The sequence below is a fragment of the Variovorax ginsengisoli genome (assembly GCF_030811835.1).
Taxonomy (GTDB): domain Bacteria; phylum Pseudomonadota; class Gammaproteobacteria; order Burkholderiales; family Burkholderiaceae_C; genus Variovorax; species Variovorax ginsengisoli_C.
The window spans coordinates 309,096-331,068 of sequence record NZ_JAUSRO010000006.1; the positions used below are offsets into that span (position 1 = coordinate 309,096).

Here is a 21,973-nt window from a genome sequence, read left to right on the forward strand (position 1 = left end):
GGTTCCTCAGCCGGCATCGCCGGCCGTGTCGGGCGACGCCATTTTCTGAAACAGCGGCTGGCGTGCCAGCACTGCCTGGCGTGGGCCTGCATCGACCACACGGCCTGCCTCCATGACCACCACGGTGTCGAAGCGATGGAGCAGGCTCAGGCGGTGAATCGATGCGACCACGCAGGCCTGCGGAAAGGTCTCGAAGAGGCGTGCCATCACACGCGCCTCGGTGGCCGCATCGAGCGCGCTGGTGGGTTCATCGAGCAGCAGCAGCGTACTCCCTTGCGCGGCCAGCACGCCACGCGCCAGGCACAGGCGCTGCCGCTGGCCACCCGACAGGTTGAAGCCGCGCTCCGACAGTGGCGTGTCGAGGTTGCCCTGCGTGGCCTGCAGCACGTCGTCGAAGGTGCTGGCACGCAGGGCCGCATGCAGCGCGGCGTCGTCGACGGGCTGACCAAAGCTGAGGTTCTCGCGCACGCTCGCCTCGAACACCTCGGTCTCCTGCGGGATGAGGGTGGCGATGCGACGCAGGCGGGTCCAGGGCGCAGGTGTGCCGTCGATGGCCAGCGTACCGCCTTGCGGCGCGTACAGCCCGGCCAGCACACGCAGCAACGTGCTCTTGCCGCCCCCGCTGGGGCCCATCAGGGCGATGCGCTGGCCGCGTCGCAGCTGCAGCGTGATCGCATGCAGGCCGTTGCGCACGGCTTCTCCGGTGCTTGCTCCGATGGTGATGGCGTCGCGCGCGGCGTAATTCCAATCGAGCGCCTGCACGTCGAGCAGCGCCCAGTCGCGGCTGTGGTCGATGCGCTCGGCATCGAGGCCCTCGTGCGCATCGACGCGTGCCGGTGCCTGCCAGATCGGCGCTGCGCTGCCGTAGTCGGTGTGCATGCGCGCAAAGAACTGGAAGTTGGCGGCCATGGAACCGACCACGCCCGCCGCCTGCTGGGCATACTGGTAGATCATGAACACCGCGCCCAGCATCACCGCCTGGCCCGGTGTACGGGACTGCCAGACGTAGATCACCACCAGGCCCCAGGTCAGTGCCAGGCCCAGCAGGTCGACCGCGCACCACTTGCCTTCGTTGAGCACCACGGTGCGTTTGAGCGGCACCGAGATGGCGGCCATGCGCGCGCGCAGCAGGCCCCGCGAGGCGGCCGACAAGCGCAGGCCGATCACGGTGGAGGCGTTGCCCAGAAAGTCGAGCAGCGCCGCGACATAGCGCCTGTCAGCGTCGTTTTCGGTGCGCGCCAGGCGCATCAGCGCGCGGTCGAAGCGCAGGATGATCAGCGCGATGAGCAGGTAGCCACCGATGGCCAAGGCGCCGCTCGTGCGCGACAGCAGCGTGAGCGCCACCAGCGGCCCGATGAAGTTGACGACGTTGGTGAGGTAGATGAACTGGTTCTGCGCAAAGTCCGACAGCGCGCGGCTGGCCTGGTGCACGCGGTGCTGCAGTTCGCCAGAGTGGTGACCGTCGTGCCACGCCAGAGGTGCGGCCGCAATGCGGGCATAGAGATCGTCGGCCAGCGCTTCGCGTACACGCATGCCGACATTGCGCTCCAGGATGCGACCCGGGCCGTGGACCGCCCACGACAGCACGTAGATGCCTGAAAGCATCGCGATCCAGCGGCCGGCAACCGCCAGCTGGCCGGCCTGCAGCGCGTTGATCGCCTGCGCGGCAAGCCAGGGCATGGCGAGCCGCAGCAGCTGCGAACTCGTGAGCAGCGCGGTCGCGCCCAGGAATTGGTGATGCGCGCCAGCCGCGTAGTGCCAGAGCGCCCCGTACAGCACCCGGATCGGATGGTCCGGCGCACTGCCAGAAGCGTTGTTTCCCGTCACTTGACCGGGATGGGCGTCGCGCGGTCGATGGGCACGGCCGACACGCTGTTCTGGGGCGAGCCTTCGATCAGGCGGTCCGAGTAGCTCAGGTAGATCAGCGTGTTGCGCTTGGCGTCGACCATGCGCACCACGCGCAGGCGTTTGAAGAGGATGGACTGGCGTTCACTGAATACCTCGTCGCGCGCGCGCAGCGGCTCGGTGAAGCTCACGGGCCCGACCTGCCGGCAGGCGATGGAAGCCTCGGCCTTGTCTTCGGCCAGACCGACGGCGCCCTTGATGCCGCCGGTCTTCGCGCGCGAGACGTAGCAGCTCACGCCGTTGACCTTTGGGTCGTCGTAGGCATCGACCACGATCTTGTGGTCGGGGCCGATCAACTTGAAGACGGTGTCGACCTCGCCGACCTGCTCGGCCTGGGCCGTCTGCAGGCCAGCCGCGAACGCCGCGCAGCCGATAAGAAGGAATGCAATGCGTGGGTTCATGAGGAAGTCATTCGATGTCGATCACATGCACGCGGTCGAAGCTGCCACGGCGGCGGTCTTCGAAGTAGTGCTCGAGCGTTTCCTTGACGGTGCGAAACGCGATGTCGTCCCAGGGGATTTCGTCTTCGGCGAACAGGCGGGCCTCGATGGTTTCGTGGCCCGGATCGAAGCGGTCGTTCAGCAGGCGCGCCCGATAGAAAAAATGCACCTGGCCCACGCGCACCACGCTGATGACCGTGTACAGGCCTTCCATCTCGTACGTCGCACCGGCTTCCTCGTCGGTCTCGCGGGCGGCGCCCTGTGCCGTGGTCTCGTTGAGCTCCATGAAGCCGGCCGGCAAGGTCCATTTGCCCCATCGTGGTTCGATGTTGCGCTTGCACAGCAGCACGCGGTCGCCGAGGACCGGAATCGTGCCCACCACGTTCAACGGGTTTTCGTAATGGATCGTGTGGCAGGCCGGGCAGACGGCGCGCTGCTTGGTGTCGCCGTCGTCAGGCACGCGATAGACCACCGCCGTGCCGCAATTCTTGCAGTGCTTGATCGGTGGGTGCATGGTCGTCAGCCGACCCGGACGGTGAGCGTCGGCAAGCCTGCGATCTCGCCGATCATCGTGTCGCCCTTGACGACCGCGGCCACACCTTCGGGCGTTCCGGTGAAGATGAGGTCACCGGGTTGCAGTTCCCAGGCAGCCGACAGGTGCTCGATGGTTTCGGCCAGGTTCCAGATCAGCTTGGCGACCGTGCTGCGCTGGCGGTCGGTGCCGTTGACCTGCAGCGAGATGGCGGCGTTTTCCACATCGCCCGCGTCGGCCACCGGCACGATCGGACCGATGGGGGCGCTCTGCTCGTAGGCCTTGCCGATCTCCCAGGGACGGCCCTGTTTCTTCATTTCGTTCTGCAGGTCGCGGCGCGTCATGTCCAGGCCGACGGCATAGCCGTAGATGTGCTTGTGCGCGTCGGCCGCAGCGATTTTCTTGCCACCGACACCGATCGCCGCCACGAGTTCGATCTCGTGGTGCAGGTTGGCCGTGAGCGATGGGTACTCGATGGTGCCGGTCTGCCCGGCGTCGATGACCACCAGCGCATCGGCCGGCTTCATGAAGAAGAAGGGCGGCTCACGCCCGGTGAAGCCCATTTCCTTGGCATGCTCTTCATAGTTGCGGCCCACACAGTAGATGCGGTGCACGGGAAAGCGGCTGCCATGGCCGACCACGGGCACGGAGACCACTGCGGGCGGAGCGAAGACGTACTCGGAAGACATCGCGTTTTGTCCTTTGATCAAGCGAGAACGGCAGTGTGCCAGAGGGCGAGGGTCGTCGCTGCCGTGGTCGCTGTCGTCCTCGCGCCGGGCTATGCTCGGCGCATGAAAAAGCAAGAGACCCTGCCGGGATGGCGACCCGACTGGCCCGTGCCCCAAGGCGTGCACGCGCTGTGCACCACGCGGGCGGGCGGCGTGTCGCTGGGTGCGTGGCAGGGCTTGAACCTGGGCACGCACGTGGGCGACCGGCCTGATCATGTGGCCGAAAACCGAGCGCGTCTGCATCGGGCCTTGGGCGTGCGTCCGGTGTTTTTGACGCAGGTCCATGGCACGCAGGTGCTGTCGCTGGATCCGGCCACAGTGGATGACACGGTCGCCGATGCCTGCATCACGGCGCATGCGGGTGTGGCCTGCACGATCATGGTGGCTGACTGCCTCCCAGTGCTTTTCGCCGACCTGTCGGGACAGCGCGTAGCCGCCGCGCATGCAGGATGGCGCGGCCTGGCGGCCGGCGTGCTGGAGCGCACCGCGCAGGCTTTCGAGTCGCCCGAGCGTACGATCGCCTGGCTGGGCCCGTGCATTGGCCCGGACGCGTTCGAGGTCGGTGAAGAGGTTCGGGCGGTGTTCGTCGCGGCGGCGCCCAATGCCGAACGGCACTTTCGCCCTGCCGATGCACCGGGCAAGTGGTGGGCGGACCTGCCCGGACTTGCACGCGACCGGCTGCAGGCCGCAGGTGTCGGGCAGGTCTACGGCAACGACGGCAGTGCGCCGTGGTGCACGGCAGGCAATCCGTCAGTGTTTTTCTCGCACCGGCGCGATGGCGTCAGTGGACGCCTGGCTGCCTGCATCTGGCGCGACTGAGGCCGCCTGGCGCCGTGCGCTTTCCTGCGCTGCGGCCTCGCGGGCGCGGATCGCCTGTCGACGCTGGGGCGTGCGCATCAGGTAAACCACCAGTGCGACCGGTGCCACGCCATAGAGTACAAAGGTGATGACGGCGCCCAGGACGGTTCCGGTGGTGCTCGTGGCCTCGGCCACGGCCATCATCACCGTGACGTAGAGCCAGCCGATCACGACGATGTACATGGTGTGTTTGACCTTCAAAATTCGAGACGCAGCGTTGTTGCTGCCATGTGAATGCAGGATACTCAAAATCAGTTCGGACCCGGAGAGGAACCAGGAGACACCATGAAATCACAGGCCACCACCGCGAATGCCTTCGCGCCATTCCAGGAGGCCCTGACCCAGGGTTGGGGCAAGGCGCTGGAGTCCTTCCAGTCCCTGGGCAGCGCGGGTCCGGCCGGCGCTGCCGCCGAACTGCCGCAGCTGTCCTTCTCGCCGGAAAAGCTCGCTGCGCTGCGTGACACCTATATCGCCGAAGCCGGTGATTTATGGCGGCAAGGCATGGCGGCAAAGCCGCAGACCGACCGGCGCTTTGCCGGAGAGGCGTGGGGCAGCAACCCGTTGTCGTCATTCGCGGCAGCCGTGTACTTGCTCAACGCACGCACCCTGCTGGGTTTCGCCGATGCGGCGGACACCGACGAGAAAACGCGTGCGCGCCTGCGCTTCGCGGTCGAGCAATGGATGGCGGCCACGTCCCCGAGCAACTACCTGGCGTTCAATGCCGAGGCACAGAAACGCGCACTCGAAACCCAGGGCGAGAGCATTGCGCGTGGCATCCAGAACCTGTTGCACGACGTGAAGCAGGGTCACATGAGCATGACCGACGAGAGCGCCTTCGAGGTCGGCCGCAACGTAGCGACCACCGAAGGAGCGGTCGTTTTCGAAAACGAGCTGTTTCAACTGCTCGAATACAAGCCGCTGACTGCCAAGGTGCACGAGCGTCCGTTCCTGCTGGTGCCGCCGTGCATCAACAAGTTCTACATCCTGGACCTGCAGCCCGAGAATTCGCTGATCCGCTATGCAGTCGAGCAGGGCCATCGCGTCTTCGTGGTGAGTTGGCGCAACCCTGACGATTCCCTGCGCGACTGTACGTGGGACCGCTACATCGAAGAAGCCGCCATCAAGGCCATCCATACGGTGCAGGACATCGGCGGCAGCGACAAGATCAACGTGCTGGGCTTCTGCGTGGGTGGCACCATCCTGAGCACCGCGCTGGCCGTGCTCGCCGCGCGGGGCGAGCAACCGGCGGCCTCCGTCACGCTGCTGACCACGCTGCTGGACTTCAGCGATACCGGCATTCTGGACATCTTCATCGACGAGCCCATGGTCGCGTTTCGCGAGATGCAGATGGGGCAGGGCGGCATGCTGCCCGGCATGGACCTCGCGTCGACCTTCAGCTTCCTGCGGCCGAACGACCTGGTCTGGAACTATGTCGTGGGCAATTATCTCAAGGGCGAGACACCACCGCCTTTCGACCTGCTTTACTGGAACAGCGACGCCACCAACCTGCCGGGGCCGTTCTATGCCTGGTACCTGCGCAACACCTACCTTGAGAACAAGCTGGCCGAACCCAATGCGCTGACTGTGTGCGGCGAGAAGATCGATCTGGGCCGTATCAACGTGCCGGCCTACATCTACGGTTCGCGCGAAGACCATATCGTGCCGATCGGTGGCGCCTATGCATCCACACAGCTGCTGAGCGGGAAAAAACGCTTCGTGATGGGCGCTTCCGGCCACATTGCCGGTGTGATCAACCCGCCTGCCAAGAAAAAGCGCAGCCACTGGATCCGCGACGATGGCCAACTGCCGGCCGCGCATGCCGAATGGCTTGCGGGTGCCGTCGAACATCCGGGCAGTTGGTGGACCGACTGGTCGCAGTGGCTCAAGGGCCATGCTGGCAAGCAGATACCGGCTCCCAAGACCTATGGCAAGGGCCGCACCTACAAGGCGGGCGAAGCCGCACCGGGCAGCTACGTCAAGGTGCGTGCCTGACCCGGCCATCCACCCTCATCACCTTATTCACAAAGCAGAGCAAACGGAGCATTCCATGGAAGATATCGTCATCGTTTCGGCCGCACGTACGGCCGTGGGCAAGTTCGGCGGCTCGCTCGCCGGCATTCCCGCCACCGACCTCGGTGCCACCGTGATCAAGGCCCTGCTGGAGCGTTCAGGCGTGGGCGCCGACCAGATCGGCGAAGTGATCCTGGGGCAGGTGCTGACTGCAGGTGTGGGCCAGAACCCGGCACGTCAGGCATTGCTCAAGGGCGGCATCGCCAAGGAGACGCCGGGCCTCACCATCAATGCCGTCTGCGGCTCCGGTCTGAAGGCCGTGATGCTGGCTGCCCAGGCGATTGCCACCGGCGACAGCGACATCGTGATCGCTGGCGGACAGGAGAGCATGAGCCTGGCGCCCCATGTGCTGCCGAACTCGCGCAACGGCCAGCGCATGGGCGACTGGAAGCTGGTTGACACCATGATCGTGGACGGCCTGTGGGATGTCTATAACCAGTACCACATGGGCATCACGGCCGAGAACGTGGCCACGAAGTACGACATCAGCCGCGATGCGCAGGACGAGCTCGCGCTTGCCAGCCAGACCAAGGCGGCGGCTGCGCAGGACGCCGGCAAGTTCAAGGACGAGATCGTCGACGTGAAGATCCCTCAGAAAAAGGGCGACCCGCTGCTGTTCAACACCGACGAGTTCATCAACCGCAAGAGCACGGCCGAGGTGCTGGCCGGGCTGCGTCCGGCCTTCGACAAGGCCGGTGGCGTGACCGCCGGCAATGCGTCGGGTCTCAACGACGGTGCCGCTGCAGTGATGGTCATGACCGCCAAGAAGGCCGCTGCATTGGGCCTCAAGCCCTTGGGCCGCATCGCCAGCTACGCCACCGCGGGCCTGGACCCGTCGATCATGGGCATGGGCCCGGTGCCCGCGTCGACCAAGGCGCTGCAGCGCGCTGGCTGGAAGGCCGCCGACCTCGATCTGCTGGAAATCAACGAGGCCTTTGCGGCACAGGCCTGTGCGGTGAACCGCGAAATGGGCTGGGATACCAGCAAGGTGAATGTGAACGGCGGCGCCATTGCGATCGGTCACCCGATCGGCGCATCGGGCTGCCGCATTTTGGTGACGTTGCTCCATGAGATGCAGCGTCGCGATGCGAAGAAGGGCATTGCCTCGCTGTGCATTGGCGGCGGCATGGGCGTGGCGCTGACCATCGAGCGTTGAGCGGGAGCCTCGGCCGGGACTCAGTGTTTACGCGGGCCGGTGGCGGTTGGAAACTTCGCTACAGTGAACCCGGCTGTTCAAGCAATGTCAATTTGAAGGAAAATTCATGAGCAAAAAAGTGGCTTACGTGACGGGCGGCATGGGTGGCATCGGAACCGCCATCTGCCAACGTCTGCACAAGGACGGCTTCACCGTGATCGCCGGCTGCGGCCCGACCCGCGACTTCAGCAAGTGGTTGGGTGAGCAAAAGGAACAGGGTTTCGAGTTCCATGCGTCGGTGGGCAATGTCGGTGACTGGAACTCCACCGTCGAAGCTTTCGGCAAGGCCAAGAGCGAGCATGGAACCATCGACGTGCTGGTGAACAACGCGGGCATCACGCGCGATCGCATGTTCCTCAAGATGACGCCCGAGGACTGGAGCGCGGTCATCGAGACCAACCTGAACAGCATGTTCAACGTCACCAAGCAGGTGGTGGGCGATATGGTGGAAAAGGGGTGGGGCCGCATCATCAACATCAGCTCGGTCAATGGCGCCAAGGGCCAGGCCGGCCAGACCAACTACTCGGCGGCCAAGGCCGGCATGCACGGCTTTACGATGGCGTTGGCCCAGGAACTCGCCAACAAGGGCGTGACTGTGAACACGGTGAGCCCTGGCTACATTGGCACCGACATGGTCAACGCAATTCGTCAGGAAGTGCTCGACAAGATCATCGCGACGATCCCGGTCAAGCGTCTGGGCAAGCCCAGTGAGATCGCCTCCATCATCTCGTGGCTGGCCACGGACGAAGGCGGGTATTCGACGGGCGCCGATTTTTCGGTCAACGGTGGCTTGCACATGCACTGAGCGGCAGCTCCGCGGCCTGGAATCGACCCGCTTCGGCGGGTTTTTTCATGCCTGTCGTATTCCGGGAGGTTCTGGGCGCTAAAGTGGTCTTCTCCCTCCCATCTTTTTGCAAGCCCCCGGATGCCGCACAGCGTTTCTCTGATCAACACCATCGCCGCGGGCCTCGGGCTGGCGCTCGTGCTCGGTTTTTTTGCCGTGCGCGTACGCTTGCCTGCGTTGGTGGGCTACCTGCTGGCGGGCGTGATCATCGGGCCGTTCACGCCGGGCTTCGTTGCCGACGCGGAGATTGCTTCCCAACTCGCCGAAATCGGCGTGATGCTGCTGATGTTCGGGGTCGGTCTGCATTTTTCGCTCGACGATCTGTTGGCCGTGCGCAAGATGGCGGTGCCGGGTGCGCTGGTGCAAATCGGCGTTGCCACGGCGCTCGGCGGTGCGTTGGCGCATTGGTGGGGCTGGAGTCCGGGCGCGAGCCTGGTGTTCGGGCTGGCGCTCTCGGTGGCCAGCACGGTGGTGCTGTTGCGTGCGCTGGAAAGCCTTGGCTTGGTGGATACCTACATCGGGCGCATCGCCATCGGCTGGCTCGTGGTCGAAGATCTGGCAATGGTGCTGGTGCTCGTGTTGCTGCCGCCATTGGCCGGCGTGCTCGGTGGTCAGGCCGACGGTGCCGACGTGTGGAGCCTCTGGCAGACACTGGGGCTCACGATGCTGCAGGTCGGCGGGTTCATTGCGTTGATGCTGGTGGTCGGGCGGCGTTTTTTCCCCTGGATCCTGTGGCAGGTCACCCGCACGGGTTCGCGCGAACTCTTCACCCTTTGCGTGGTCGCGGCGGCGGTGAGCATTGCATTCGCTTCTGCTGCGCTGTTCGGGGTGTCCTTTGCGCTCGGTGCCTTCTTCGCCGGGATGGTCATGCGGGAGTCGGAATTCAGCCATCGGGCTGCGGAAGAATCGCTGCCGTTGCGCGACGCCTTCGCCGTGCTGTTCTTCGTGTCGGTCGGCATGCTGTTCGATCCTTCCGTGCTGATCGAGCGTCCGCTCCAGGTGCTGGCGGTGGTGCTGGTCATCGTCGTGGGCAAGTCGATCGCGGCCTGCGCGCTGGTGCTGGCCTTCCGGTACCCGCTGGGGACCGCGCTGACGGTCAGCGCCAGCCTGGCGCAGATTGGCGAGTTCTCTTTCATCCTGATCGGCCTGGGGGTGTCGCTCAAACTGTTGCCACCCGAGGCCCAGAGTCTGGTGCTGGCGGGCGCGCTGATCTCGATTGCCACCAATCCGCTTTGGTTCAGCTTGATTTCGCCGCTGCAGAAGTGGCTTCATGCGCATTCGAGATTCGCCCGTTCGCTCGCTGCGCGCGATGACCCGCTGGCGGAGCTGCCCATGGGAACCGAGGCGAAGTATCTGTCGCGCCAGGTTGTTCTGGTCGGCTACGGCAGGGTCGGCCGGCGCATTGCAAGCGAGCTCGCAGCCCAGGACATTCCGTATGTGGTCGCCGAGCAAAACCGGGAACTGGTGGAAAAGCTGCGTGCAGAAGGAATCGCCGCCGTCTGGGGTGATGCAGCCGATCCGGTCGTACTCATCCAGGCGCACATCGCACGTGCCAGGGTACTGGTGATCGCAACGCCCGATACCCTCAACGTGCGCCAGATGATCGACGCCGCGCGGACATTGAATCCTGCGATCCAGACGGTGATTCGCTGCCACAACGAAGCAGAAGCGCGCTTGCTCACGCAAGAAGTCGACGCCACCGTCTTTGTCGGCGAGCATGAGCTCGCACACGCCATGGTGCGCGACGTACTCAAGCGCGCCACCCTCGCCTGAACGCGCCGGGCAGTCGCCGTCAGAGGTCTTCGATCACCAGCATGCGGTAACGTTGCGCGATGGAAAACGGCACGGCCCTGACGATGTCCATCATGCGATTGGCATCTTTCTCGTCGTCGGTTTTCACCAGAAGACCTGTGTGGCCGTCCCGCGCGAGCTTGGTGTAGGCGCGAACGGTCGCGCCCTCGGTGCCCGCAGAGGGCAACGGGTCGTCGGCATCGACCACCGTCGGGCTGATCTGTGCCAGAACCGTTTCAGGAGAAAGCAGATAGATCTCATCCTCACCCACACTTTGCTCGGAGAGGGCTTGAGCGATCTTCCGCGCGTCATTGGCGTCGGCGAACATGACGAATGAATAGCCCGTGGGGTAGAACGCACCGCCGAGAGTGGCGGTCATGCGGGGCTCGAGGACGAAGTGTTTCATGGAGTTTCCAGGGCGCTGGCTTGTTGCCAAGGCTTTCAGGCTAAAACCTGCATGACTCGCTTTTTGTAGGAAGAAGATGTGAGAGGAGGGGAGGAATCGCCTGTCGCAAAACTCAAACATTTGAAACGCAATGTTTTGCCAGCCGTGTTGCGTCCAGCCATGTCTGGCAACTTGTGAAATTTTCGTGACACCCTGACAGGGTCAATCCCCTAGGATCGGGGTTCCCCAACCAAGAGCGTTCTCGCGAAGCTGCCACCATCCATGCCTGCATTGCGCACCCTCGCCCTCACTGTGCACGAACTGGAGCAGGGTGAGTTTCATTGGCTGCTGATGGAAACCCAGTCGCCGCCGGACCTCCAGGCGACACAGCCCTATCTGCCGCTGGCTGCGGGAGAACGGCCGCATGCGAACTACCGCACCGCGCTGCTCGAAGGCATGGGGACCTTGCGCCGCATGGCTGGCACGAACGGTCCCCGAGGCTGCTGAACCCGCCGACGCGCAGCCGTCGCCTCCACCCTGCACGCACAATCGGCTCCCGCCTGAGGGAAAATGACCGTCCATGACATCGATTCCCTACGCAGCCGACCGCGTTTCCGTCGCCCCCATGATGGATTGGACGGACAGGCATTGCCGCTTCTTCCACCGCCTGCTCACGCAACGCGCGCTGCTCTACACCGAGATGGTCACCACCGGCGCGCTCATTCATGGCGACGTCCCGCGGCACCTGCGTTTCAATGGCGAAGAGCATCCCATTGCGCTTCAGCTGGGCGGCAGCGAGCCGGCCGATCTTGCGCATTGCGCCAAGCTCGGCCAAGCGTGGGGCTACGACGAAATCAACATCAACTGCGGCTGCCCGAGCGAGCGGGTCCAGCGTGGCGCTTTCGGTGCCTGCCTGATGGCCGAACCGCAACTGGTGGCTGACTGCGTGAAAGCGATGGTCGATGCGGTCGATGTGCCAGTCACGGTCAAGCACCGCATCGGCATCGACAAGACCGAGAGCTATGACTTCGTGCGCGACTTCGTCGGCACGGTGAGCGAGGCGGGGTGCCAAACCTTCATCGTCCATGCGCGCAATGCCTGGCTCAAGGGCCTGTCGCCCAAGCAGAACCGTGAGGTGCCCCCGCTGCGCTACGAGCTGGTGCACCGGCTCAAGCATGACTTTCCGGCGCTGCGCTTCTCGATCAACGGCGGCATCGCGCAGACGGCGCAGGTGCATGACCAGTTGCGGCTGCTCGACGGTGTGATGGTGGGGCGCGAGGCTTACCATAACCCCTGGTGGCTGGCCGAATGGGATGCTTCCTTTTTCGGCGAGCCGCAGCGCGAACTCACGCGCGAAGGCATCGAGGCGCAGATGTGCGACTACATGGTCCGCGAAGCCGCTGCGCATGGCACGCCGTGGTCCAACGTGGCGCGTCACATGCTGGGCCTGCGCAACGGACTTGCAGGGGCGCGGCGCTGGCGGCAGGTGTGGAGCGATCACCGGCTCAAGGGCAAGGATCCGCACGCCGTGATGGCGCTCGCGCACGAACCTGCTGAAATGGCTGCCTGAACGCAGCGCAGGGCCAACCTGTCAGTTGGCCGCTTCCAGTCCGCTCGCAAAATGGGCGCGCATGCGTGCCATTGCCATGTCTGCGTCACGCGCCTGCAGCGCAGCCATGATGGCGCGGTGCTCCTTGAGCGATTCCCCGATCCGCCCTGATTTCAGCAGCGAGTTGTGGCGGTTGAGCTTCATCACCTTGCGCAGGTCGGCCACCATCTGGTCGCGCCATCGATTGTTGGCAATCGCGAGCAGTTGCATGTGGAAGCGCTCGTTGATCGCGAAGAAGTGTTCGCGGTCGACCTGGCCCGGAATGGCGGCGGCTTCCAGCTCGGCGTGCAGCATCTGCAGCGTGTGCAACTGCGCCTCGGTCGCGCGCTCGGCCACCACGCCGGCCGCGTCGGACTCCAGCAGCGCGAGCAGGTGGTAGACGTCGGAGAGGTCCTGCTGCGACACCTCCGTCACATAGGCGCCGCGGCGCACCTTCATTGTCACCAAGCCTTCGGCTGCGAGCACCTTGAGGGCTTCGCGCAAGGGGGTGCGGCTGATGCCGTACTGCTCGGCGATCTTCATCTCGTCGATCCAGCTGCCGGGCTCGAGCTCGCGGCTGAAGATACGCTGGCGCAGCAGTTCGGCAACCTCTTCGTAGAGGGCGCGAGGCGTGAGGGTGGCGGCGGACATGGCGCGAATGTACCGCATAAATTTCGTTTGAATTAATAATTATGGATGGTTAGACTCGCTGAAACCAACACCGAGACGAGCGCGGACCGCCGCGTCCGCGAAGCCATGAGCATTCCCGAACCCACCTTCAAGCCCGCTGACCTGGCGGCATGGACGAAGGCCGCGGCCAAGTCCGCGCCCGGCGGCAACCTCGAGGCGCTGAACTGGCGCACGCCCGACGGCATCACCGTCAAGCCGCTCTACACTGCGGCCGACCTCGAAGGCCTGAAGTACACGGACACGCTGCCGGGCTTCGAGCCCTACCTGCGCGGCCCGCAGGCCACGATGTACGCGGTGCGGCCGTGGACCATCCGCCAGTACGCCGGCTTCTCGACGGCAGAGGAGTCCAACGCCTTCTATCGCAAGGCGCTCGCCGCCGGCGGACAGGGTGTGTCGGTCGCGTTCGACTTGGCCACCCACCGCGGCTACGACAGCGACCACCCGCGCGTGACCGGCGACGTCGGCAAGGCCGGTGTGGCGATTGACTCGGTCGAGGACATGAAGATCCTGTTCGACCAGATCCCGCTCGACAAGGTCTCCGTGTCGATGACGATGAACGGCGCCGTGCTGCCGGTGCTGGCCGGCTATGTCGTCGCGGCCGAAGAGCAGGGCGTGGCGCAGGACCAGCTGAGCGGGACCATCCAGAACGACATCCTCAAGGAGTTCATGGTCCGCAACACCTACATCTTCCCGCCCGCGCCGAGCATGCGGATCATCGGCGACATCATCGAGTACACGGCGCAGAAGATGCCGAAGTTCAACTCGATCAGCATCAGCGGCTACCACATGCAGGAAGCCGGCGCCAACCAGGCGCTGGAGCTGGCCTTCACGCTGGCCGACGGCAAGGAATACGTGAAGACCGCGCTGGCCAAGGGCCTCGACGTGGACGTGTTCGCAGGCCGGCTGAGCTTCTTCTGGGCCATCGGCATGAACTTCTACCTGGAAGTCGCCAAGATGCGCGCCGCGCGCCTGCTGTGGTGCCGGATCATGAAGGCGTTCGAGCCGAAGAACCCCAAGAGCCTGATGCTGCGCACCCACTGCCAGACCTCGGGCTGGTCGCTGACCGAGCAGGACCCGTACAACAACGTGGTGCGCACGACCATCGAGGCGATGGCCGCGGTGTTCGGCGGCACGCAGTCGTTGCACACCAACGCGCTCGACGAGGCCATCGCGCTGCCGACCGAGTTCAGCTCGCGCATCGCGCGCAACACGCAACTCATCATCCAGGAAGAGACCCACATCACCAGCGTGATCGACCCCTGGGCCGGCAGCTACATGATGGAGAAGCTCACGCAGGACATGGCCGATGCGGCGTGGACCATCATCGAAGAGGTCGAGGCGATGGGCGGTATGACCAAGGCTGTGGACAGCGGCTGGGCCAAGCTCAAGATCGAGGCGGCTGCGGCCGACAAGCAGGCGCGCATCGACTCGGGCCGCGACGTGATCGTGGGCGTCAACAAGTACAAGCTCAAGACCGAGGACGCGATCGAGAGCCTGTCGATCGACAACATGAAAGTGCGCGACGGGCAGATCGCCAAGCTCAAGGCCATTCGCGAAACGCGCGACACTGTGGCCACGCAAGCGGCACTCGATGCGCTGACCGCCGCCGCCGAAAGCGGCGAAGGCAACCTGCTCGCGCTGAGCATCGACGCGGTGCGCCTGCGCGCCACCGTCGGCGAGATCAGCGACGCGCTCGAGAAGGTCTATGGCCGTCACCGCGCCGACACGCAGAAGGTCACCGGCGTCTACGCCGCGGCCTACGACTCGGCCGAAGGCTGGGAGGCGCTGCAGCACGAAATCACCGCTTTTGCCGAAGAACAAGGCCGCCGTCCGCGCGTGATGATCTCCAAGCTGGGGCAGGACGGGCACGACCGCGGCGCCAAGGTGGTCGCCACCGCTTTTGCCGACCTCGGCTTCGACGTCGACATGGGGCCGTTGTTCCAGACGCCGGAGGAGTGCGCGCGCCAAGCCATCGAGAACGACGTGCATGCGGTCGGCGTGAGCACGCTCGCGGCCGGCCACAAGACGCTCGTGCCCGCGATCATCGAGGAGCTGAAGAAGCAGGGCGCCGACGACATCATCGTCTTCGTCGGCGGGGTGATCCCGCGCGGCGACTACGAGATGCTGTACGAGGCGGGCGTGAAGGGTATCTACGGCCCGGGCACGCCGATCCCCGCGAGTGCCAAGGACGTGCTGGAACAGATCCGCGCGTCGGTCGCAGCCAAAGACGCAGCGTGAGCGATCTCCTGTCGCGGCTGTCGCTGCAGCCGGTGGATTCCGGCGACTTCGAGGACCTGCTGGCGTTGCGTGTGGACGCGATGCGTCCCAGTCTGGAGCGCGTCGGGCGCTTCGACCCGGCACGTTCGCGCGAGCGGCTGAGTGCCGGCTTCGTGGTGCCGTTCATGCACCACATCGTCATCGACGGGGAACAGCGTGTCGGCTTCGTCACGCTCAAGCCCGAAAGTCCGGACGCCTTGCGTCTCGATCATCTCTACCTGCGCACCGGCTTCCAGGGCCGTGGCATCGGCGAATGGGTCATGCGCTGGGCGAAGGCCCAGGCGCGCAACCAGAAGCGCGACATCACGCTCACAGCCCTGGTGCAGAGCGAAGCCAACCGCTTCTACCTGCGGCACGGCTTCGTGCTCGAAGGCGGGGAGGGTGTGGACCTGCACTACCGATGGCAGGTCGCCGCGGAGGCGACGTGCTGAATTCGGCCACTGCGCTCGAAGCGGCGATCGTCGGTTCGAGCGACATGGCGCAGCGCCGTGCGATCGCCAAGGCGATCACCTTGCTCGAATCGACGCGCGCCGATCACCGCACGCAAGCGGACGCGCTGCTGACCGCGTTGCTGCCGCACACCGGGCGGTCGTTCCGACTCGGCATCTCGGGCGTGCCGGGTGTGGGCAAGTCGACCTTCATCGAAACGCTCGGTCTGTACCTCATCGAGCAAGGCCACCGCGTCGCGGTGCTCACCATCGACCCGTCGTCAACCGTCTCCGGTGGCTCCATCCTCGGCGACAAGACGCGCATGGAACGGCTGTCGGTGCACGAGAACGCGTACATCCGTCCCAGCCCGTCGAGCGGCACGCTGGGCGGCGTGGCCGAGAAGACGCGCGAGGCGATGCTGGTGTGCGAGGCGGCGGGCTACGACGTCGTCATCGTCGAGACGGTGGGCGTCGGCCAGAGCGAAACGGCGGTGGCCGGCATGACCGACATGTTCGTGCTGATGCAGCTGCCGAACGCCGGCGACGACCTGCAGGCCATCAAGAAGGGCGTGATGGAGATCGCCGACCTGGTGGTCATCAACAAGGCCGACCTCGACCGCGACGCCGCCACGCGCGCGCAGGCGCAGATCACGTCGGCGCTGCGGCTCTTCGGTCACCACGGCAACCCGGCGCATGCCGAGATGCTGAAGGCTGCGCATGCCGAGCCCGGCTCGCCAGAAGCCGAAGTCCGTTTCTGGCAACCGCAGGTGATGCAGCTGAGCGCGCTGCTGGGCACGGGCGTCGATGCCTTCTGGGTATCCGTCATGCGCTTCAAGCAGCTGCAGGACGCCAACGGCAGGCGCGCCACGCGCCGCGAGAAGCAGGCGCTGTCGTGGATGTGGGAACGCATCGACGCCGGCCTGAAGCAGGCCTTCCGCCAGCACCCCGCCGTGCGCGCGCTGCTGCCCGACACCATCGCCCAGGTGGCGGCGGGCCGCCTGCCGGCATCGACCGCCGCACGCCATCTGCTCGCCGCGCAAGCGGCGCAAGCCATTCATTCCGAGACCCCTTCCGATTCATCTTCCTGATCGAATGCCATGAAAGAAATCCTCGAACAACTCGAACAACGACGCGCCCAGGCGCGCCTCGGCGGTGGACAGAAGCGCATCGACGCGCAGCACAAGAAGGGCAAGCTGACGGCGCGTGAGCGCATCGAGCTGCTGCTCGACGACGGCACCTTCGAGGAGTGGGACATGTTCGTCGAGCACCGCTCGGTCGACTTCGGCATGGCCGACACCAAGATCCCGGGCGACGGCGTGGTCACCGGCTACGGGATGATCAACGGCCGCCTGGTCTTCATCTTCATCCAGGACTTCACCGTGTTCGGCGGGGCGCTCAGCGAAGCGCATGCCGAGAAGATCTGCAAGGTGATGGACCAGGCCATGAAGGTCGGCGCACCGGTCATCGGCCTCAACGATTCGGGCGGTGCCCGCATCCAGGAAGGCGTGGCCTCGCTCGGCGGCTATGCCGACGTGTTCCAGCGCAACGTGATGGCCAGCGGCGTCGTGCCACAGATCAGCATGATCATGGGCCCGTGCGCGGGCGGTGCGGTGTACTCGCCTGCGATGACCGACTTCATCTTCATGGTGCGCGACAGCTCGTACATGTTCGTCACCGGCCCTGAGGTGGTGAAGACCGTGACGCACGAGGACGTGACGGCCGAGGAGCTGGGCGGCGCGATCACGCACACCACCAAGAGCGGCGTGGCCGACATGGCCTTCGAGAACGATGTCGAGGCGCTGATGATGCTGCGCCGCCTCTACAACTACCTGCCGCTCAACAACCGCGAGAAGCCACCCGTGCGTCCGAGCGGCGACCCGGCCGACCGCGCCGACCTGTCGCTCGACACGCTGGTGCCCGAGAACCCCAACAAGCCCTACGACATGAAGGAGCTGATCACCAAGGTGGTCGACGACGGCGACTTCTTCGAGCTGCAGCCCGACTACGCGAAGAACATCGTGATCGGCTTTGCGCGCATGGAAGGCCAGAGCGTGGGCATCGTGGCCAACCAGCCGCTGGTGCTGGCCGGCTGCCTGGACATCAAGAGCTCGATCAAGGCGGCGCGCTTCGTGCGCTTCTGCGACGCGTTCAACATCCCCGTCATCACCTTCGTCGACGTGCCCGGCTTCATGCCCGGTACGTCGCAGGAGTACGGCGGCATCATCAAGCACGGCGCCAAGCTGCTCTATGCCTACGCCGAATGCACCGTGCCGAAGATCACCGTCATCACGCGCAAGGCCTATGGCGGTGCGTACGACGTGATGGCGTCCAAGCACCTGCGTGGCGACGTCAACCTGGCGTGGCCGCGCGCCGAGATCGCTGTGATGGGCGCCAAGGGCGCGGTCGAGATCATCTTCCGCGAAGACAAGAACGACCCTGAGAAGCTGGCTGCGCGAGAGGCCGAGTACAAGGCCCGCTTCGCGAACCCGTACGTGGCGAGCACGCGCGGCTACATCGACGACGTGATCCTGCCGAGCGAGACACGCAAGCGCATCTGCCGTTCGCTCGTCATGCTGCGCGAGAAGAAGCTCGAGAACCCGTGGCGCAAGCACGGGAACATCCCACTTTGAGCCCGGAGAACAAGAACATGTTCAAGAAGATCCTGATTGCCAACCGCGGCGAAATCGCCTGCCGCGTCATCAAGACCGCTAAGAAGATGGGCATCCTCACGGTCGCCGTCTATTCCGATGCCGACAAGGACGCGCGCCATGTGGAGCTCGCCGACGAGGCCGTGCACATTGGCGGATCGGCCAGCCGCGACAGCTACCTGCAGGCCGAACGCATCATCGCCGCGTGCAAGAAGACCGGTGCCGAGGCCGTGCACCCGGGCTACGGCTTCCTGTCGGAGAACGAGGCCTTCGCGCGCAAGGTGGAAGAAGAGGGCATCGTCTTCATCGGACCCAAGCACTACTCGATCGCGGCGATGGGCGACAAGATCGCGTCCAAGAAGCTCGCGAACGACGCCAAGGTCAACACGATCCCGGGCTGGAACGAAGCCATCGAATCGGCCGAGCGGGCGGTGCAGATCGCCAAGGACATCGGTTACCCGGTGATGATCAAGGCCTCGGCCGGCGGTGGCGGCAAGGGCCTGCGCGTGGCCTTCAACGACAAGGAGGCGCTCGAGGGCTTCACGGCCTGCCAGAACGAGGCGCGCAACTCCTTCGGCGACGACCGCATCTTCATCGAGAAGTTCGTGCAGGAGCCGCGCCACATCGAGATCCAGGTGCTCGGCGATTCGCAGGGCAACGTCATCTACCTGAATGAGCGCGAATGCTCGATCCAGCGGCGCCACCAGAAGGTGATCGAGGAGGCTCCGTCCCCCTTCATCAGCGACGCGACGCGCAAGGCGATGGGCGAGCAGGCCGTGGCGCTGGCCAAGGCCGTGCAATACCAGTCGGCCGGCACCGTCGAGTTCGTCGTGGGCAAGGACCAGGACTTCTACTTCCTGGAGATGAACACGCGGCTGCAGGTGGAACACCCGGTCACCGAGTGCATCACCGGCCTCGATCTCGTCGAGCTGATGATCCGCGTGGCGGCCGGTGAGCCGTTGCCGTTCAAGCAGGCGGATGTGAAGCGCGAAGGCTGGGCCATCGAGTGCCGCATCAACGCCGAGGACCCGTTCCGCAACTTCCTGCCGTCGACCGGGCGCCTGGTGAAGTTCCAGCCGCCGAAGGAGACCATGTTCTCGGCCGACACCGAGCACCTGTACGGCGTGCGCGTGGATACCGGCGTGTACGACGGCGGCGAGATCCCGATGTTCTACGACTCGATGATCGCCAAGCTGATCGTGCATGGGAAGGACCGGGCGCATGCGATCGCGTTGATGCGAGAGGCGCTCAACGGCTTCGTGATCCGCGGCGTCAGCAGCAACATCCCGTTCCAGGCGGCGCTGCTCGCGCACCCGAAGTTCGTCGCCGGTGACTTCAACACCGGCTTCATCGCCGAGCACTACGGTCAGGGCTTCCATGCGGAGAACGTGCCGCACGACGACCCCAGCTTTCTGGTCGCGCTCGCTGCCTTCATGAACCGCCGCTACCGCGCTCGCGCATCGGGCATCAGCGGGCAGCTCGAAGGGCACGGCGTGAAGATCGCCGAGCAGTTCGTGGTGGTCACGCTCGATGCGAAGGGCGAGCACCAGCACACGCCGGTGTCGGTGACCGACTTCAAGGGCGCGACGGGTGCGAGCACCGTGCAGGTGGGCGACAAGAGCTACCAGATCGCCAGCAGCGCGTCGCTGGGTGCTGTTCGCATCGAGGGGCTGGTGAACAACAGGCCGTTCGTTGCCCAGGTCGAACGCGGCTCCGGCAAGAACCCGCTGGCCCTGCGCGTGTCGCACAACGGCACGCAGATAGACGCGATGGTGTTGTCGCCGCTGGGTGCGCGGCTGCAGAAGCTGATGCCCTACAAGGCGCCGCCGGACCTGAGCAAGTTCCTCATGTCGCCGATGCCGGGCCTGCTGGTCGAGGTGTCGGTGCAGCCAGGGCAGCAGGTGCAGGCTGGCGAGAAGCTGGCCGTGATCGAAGCGATGAAAATGGAGAATGTGTTGTTCGCCACGCAGGACGGCGTGGTCGGCAAGGTTTCCGCTGCCAAGGGCGAGTCGCTCGCGGTCGACCAAATCATTCTGGAGTTCAATTGATGGGTGCCAATGACATGCAGGCCGTGACGATTCACCGGCCGACCAAGGTGGTTGTGCCGCAGGGCGACTGGACGATCGAGGCGATCCAGGCGCTGCTCGACAAGCCGCTGATGGATCTGCTTTTCGAGGCGCAGACGGTGCATCGCCAGCATTGGCCGGAAGGGACGATCGAACTGGCCACGTTGCTGTCGGTCAAGACCGGCGGTTGCCCCGAGAACTGCGGCTACTGTCCGCAGGCGGCAGAGTTCGACACCGGCGTGAAGGCCGAGAAGCTGATGGCGGTCGATGAGGTCGTGCGCGCCGCCCAGGCGGCCAAGGATGCCGGTGCCACCCGCTTCTGCATGGGTGCGGCATGGCGCGCGCCAAAGGACCGTGACATCGAAAAAGTCGCAGAGCTCATCGGTGCGGTGAAGGGCCTGGGTTTGCAAACCTGCGCGACGCTGGGCATGCTCGAGTCGCACCAGGCCACGGCGCTCAAGGATGCCGGGCTCGATTACTACAACCACAACCTCGACACCGCACCCGAGTACTACACCGACGTGGTGAGCACGCGCGCCTACCAGGACCGGCTCGACACCCTGCAGCATGTGCGCAGCGCCGGTATCAGCGTGTGCTGCGGTGGCATCGTCGGCATGGGCGAGGCGCCGGTGCATCGCGCGGGCCTCATCGCGCAGCTGGCCAACTTGCAGCCGTACCCCGAATCGGTGCCGATCAACAGCCTGGTACGGGTGCCCGGCACGCCGCTGGCGGACAGCGCACCGATCGACCCTTTCGACTTCGTGCGCGTGATCGCCGTGGCGCGCATCACGATGCCCAAGGCACGGGTGCGGCTCTCTGCGGGCCGCCAGCAGATGGGCGATGCGGTGCAGGCACTGTGCTTCATGGCGGGCGCCAACTCGATCTTTTATGGCGACAAGCTGCTGGTCACCGGTAACCCCGACGTGGAGGCCGACGTGCAACTGCTGGCCAAGCTGGGACTCAACGGCCATCGCACGACCAGCACCGAGCCGCACGACCTGCACGGTCACGCGGCTGCGGGAGCCTGAAGATGACCGCAATGTCGATGGCGCGTCCGTTCAAGGTCCTTGGCATCCAGCAGATCGCCATCGGTGGCCCTGACAAGCTGCGCCTGCAAAAACTGTGGGTCGACATGCTCGGACTCGAGGTCACGGGCACGTTCAGGAGCGAGCGCGAGAACGTCGATGAGGACATCTGCGCCATGGGCGTCGGGCCGTTCAAGGTCGAGGTCGACCTGATGCAGCCACTCGACCCGGACAAGAAGCCTGCGGTGCATGCCACGCCGCTCAATCACGTGGGCCTGTGGATCGACGACTTGCCGAAGGCGGTTGAATGGTTGACGGCGCAAGGCGTGCGCTTCGCGCCTGGCGGCATCCGCCAGGGCGCGGCCGGCTTCGATATTTGCTTCCTGCATCCGAAGGCGAACGAGGAATTTCCAATTTCGGGCGAGGGCGTGCTGATCGAGCTGGTGCAGGCCCCACCTGAAGTGGTCACGGCGTTCGCCGCGCTGGCGGCTCGCCCGGCTTAG

At 65.2% G+C, this 21,973-nt stretch carries 21 protein-coding genes; 14 read left to right on the top strand and 7 right to left on the bottom strand.

Features of this window, described 5'->3' with window-relative positions; all coding sequences use genetic code 11:
- Window positions 1–6: 6 nt before the first annotated feature.
- Genes J2W36_RS11705 through J2W36_RS11720 form a run of 4 tightly spaced genes read right to left on the bottom strand, consistent with a single transcriptional unit; the run spans window position 7 to window position 3,566 of the window.
- Window positions 7–1,827 carry an ABC transporter ATP-binding protein gene (locus J2W36_RS11705; RefSeq protein WP_307689890.1) on the bottom strand — a complete coding sequence of 607 codons (1,821 nt, stop codon included), beginning with the start codon at window positions 1,825–1,827 and terminating at the stop codon, window positions 7–9.
- The gene (locus J2W36_RS11710; protein ID WP_307689891.1) at window positions 1,824–2,306 is read right to left on the bottom strand and encodes a CreA family protein; all 483 of its coding nucleotides are present in this window, start codon (window positions 2,304–2,306) and stop codon (window positions 1,824–1,826) included. The genes J2W36_RS11705 and J2W36_RS11710 overlap by 4 nt, the downstream gene beginning before the upstream one ends.
- A gap of 7 nt (window positions 2,307–2,313) precedes the next feature.
- Window positions 2,314–2,859 carry an NUDIX hydrolase gene (locus J2W36_RS11715; protein ID WP_307689892.1) on the bottom strand — a complete coding sequence of 182 codons (546 nt, stop codon included), beginning with the start codon at window positions 2,857–2,859 and terminating at the stop codon, window positions 2,314–2,316.
- A 5-nt stretch (window positions 2,860–2,864) separates the two neighbouring features.
- A complete protein-coding gene (locus tag J2W36_RS11720; protein ID WP_307689893.1) occupies window positions 2,865–3,566 on the bottom strand; it encodes a fumarylacetoacetate hydrolase family protein in 702 nt (233 codons plus the stop codon).
- A gap of 102 nt (window positions 3,567–3,668) precedes the next feature.
- On the opposite strand from J2W36_RS11720, the gene pgeF reads away from it, so the two are divergent.
- Complete coding sequence (gene pgeF / locus J2W36_RS11725) at window positions 3,669–4,424, top strand: peptidoglycan editing factor PgeF (RefSeq protein WP_307689894.1); 756 nt, start codon at window positions 3,669–3,671, stop codon at window positions 4,422–4,424.
- On the opposite strand, the gene J2W36_RS11730 is transcribed toward pgeF, so the two are convergent.
- Window positions 4,356–4,646, bottom strand: a complete 291-nt coding sequence (locus J2W36_RS11730; protein WP_307689895.1) for a hypothetical protein — start codon at window positions 4,644–4,646, stop codon at window positions 4,356–4,358. The genes pgeF and J2W36_RS11730 overlap by 69 nt on opposite strands.
- Before the next feature lie 102 nt (window positions 4,647–4,748).
- Here J2W36_RS11730 and phaC point away from each other — a divergent pair, with 102 nt between their 5' ends.
- From phaC to J2W36_RS11750, 4 genes are all read left to right on the top strand, one after another.
- On the top strand, window positions 4,749–6,455 hold the full coding sequence (phaC, locus tag J2W36_RS11735) for a class I poly(R)-hydroxyalkanoic acid synthase (RefSeq protein ID WP_307689896.1): 1,707 nt from the start codon (window positions 4,749–4,751) through the stop codon (window positions 6,453–6,455).
- A 55-nt stretch (window positions 6,456–6,510) separates the two neighbouring features.
- Window positions 6,511–7,689: an acetyl-CoA C-acetyltransferase gene (locus J2W36_RS11740; protein WP_307689897.1), complete on the top strand. Its 1,179-nt coding sequence runs from the start codon at window positions 6,511–6,513 to the stop codon at window positions 7,687–7,689.
- Between the two features lie 106 nt (window positions 7,690–7,795).
- A complete protein-coding gene (gene phbB / locus J2W36_RS11745) occupies window positions 7,796–8,533 on the top strand; it encodes an acetoacetyl-CoA reductase (protein ID WP_307689898.1) in 738 nt (245 codons plus the stop codon).
- 120 nt (window positions 8,534–8,653) lie between these two features.
- Entirely contained in the window at window positions 8,654–10,345 is a 1,692-nt protein-coding gene (locus tag J2W36_RS11750; RefSeq protein WP_307689899.1) for a cation:proton antiporter domain-containing protein, read from the top strand.
- Between the two features lie 19 nt (window positions 10,346–10,364).
- On the opposite strand, the gene J2W36_RS11755 is transcribed toward J2W36_RS11750, so the two are convergent.
- Window positions 10,365–10,769 carry a hypothetical protein gene (locus tag J2W36_RS11755; protein ID WP_307689900.1) on the bottom strand — a complete coding sequence of 135 codons (405 nt, stop codon included), beginning with the start codon at window positions 10,767–10,769 and terminating at the stop codon, window positions 10,365–10,367.
- A 261-nt stretch (window positions 10,770–11,030) separates the two neighbouring features.
- Here J2W36_RS11755 and J2W36_RS11760 point away from each other — a divergent pair, with 261 nt between their 5' ends.
- Both J2W36_RS11760 and dusA read left to right on the top strand, forming a co-directional pair.
- A complete protein-coding gene (locus tag J2W36_RS11760) occupies window positions 11,031–11,255 on the top strand; it encodes a hypothetical protein (RefSeq protein ID WP_307689901.1) in 225 nt (74 codons plus the stop codon).
- A gap of 73 nt (window positions 11,256–11,328) precedes the next feature.
- Complete coding sequence (dusA, locus tag J2W36_RS11765; RefSeq protein WP_307689902.1) at window positions 11,329–12,318, top strand: tRNA dihydrouridine(20/20a) synthase DusA; 990 nt, start codon at window positions 11,329–11,331, stop codon at window positions 12,316–12,318.
- Between the two features lie 21 nt (window positions 12,319–12,339).
- On the opposite strand, the gene J2W36_RS11770 is transcribed toward dusA, so the two are convergent.
- Window positions 12,340–12,987 (bottom strand): GntR family transcriptional regulator, encoded by a 648-nt coding sequence (locus J2W36_RS11770; RefSeq protein ID WP_307689903.1) that lies wholly within the window; start codon window positions 12,985–12,987, stop codon window positions 12,340–12,342.
- Between the two features lie 105 nt (window positions 12,988–13,092).
- On the opposite strand from J2W36_RS11770, the gene scpA reads away from it, so the two are divergent.
- From scpA to J2W36_RS11805, 7 genes are read left to right on the top strand one after another with little or no spacing between them, the layout of a single operon-like run.
- Window positions 13,093–15,264: a methylmalonyl-CoA mutase gene (gene scpA, locus J2W36_RS11775; protein WP_307689904.1), complete on the top strand. Its 2,172-nt coding sequence runs from the start codon at window positions 13,093–13,095 to the stop codon at window positions 15,262–15,264.
- Complete coding sequence (locus J2W36_RS11780; RefSeq protein ID WP_307689905.1) at window positions 15,261–15,734, top strand: GNAT family N-acetyltransferase; 474 nt, start codon at window positions 15,261–15,263, stop codon at window positions 15,732–15,734. The genes scpA and J2W36_RS11780 overlap by 4 nt, the downstream gene beginning before the upstream one ends.
- Window positions 15,704–16,819, top strand: coding sequence for a methylmalonyl Co-A mutase-associated GTPase MeaB (gene meaB / locus J2W36_RS11785; RefSeq protein ID WP_370869303.1), 1,116 nt, complete (start codon window positions 15,704–15,706; stop codon window positions 16,817–16,819). Before J2W36_RS11780 ends, meaB begins: the two co-directional genes overlap by 31 nt.
- Before the next feature lie 9 nt (window positions 16,820–16,828).
- On the top strand, window positions 16,829–18,361 hold the full coding sequence (locus J2W36_RS11790) for an acyl-CoA carboxylase subunit beta (protein WP_307689906.1): 1,533 nt from the start codon (window positions 16,829–16,831) through the stop codon (window positions 18,359–18,361).
- 17 nt (window positions 18,362–18,378) lie between these two features.
- Window positions 18,379–20,427, top strand: a complete 2,049-nt coding sequence (locus J2W36_RS11795) for an acetyl-CoA carboxylase biotin carboxylase subunit (RefSeq protein ID WP_307689907.1) — start codon at window positions 18,379–18,381, stop codon at window positions 20,425–20,427.
- Complete coding sequence (gene bioB, locus J2W36_RS11800; protein ID WP_307689908.1) at window positions 20,427–21,473, top strand: biotin synthase BioB; 1,047 nt, start codon at window positions 20,427–20,429, stop codon at window positions 21,471–21,473. The genes J2W36_RS11795 and bioB overlap by 1 nt, the downstream gene beginning before the upstream one ends.
- A gap of 17 nt (window positions 21,474–21,490) precedes the next feature.
- A complete protein-coding gene (locus J2W36_RS11805; protein ID WP_307689959.1) occupies window positions 21,491–21,973 on the top strand; it encodes a VOC family protein in 483 nt (160 codons plus the stop codon).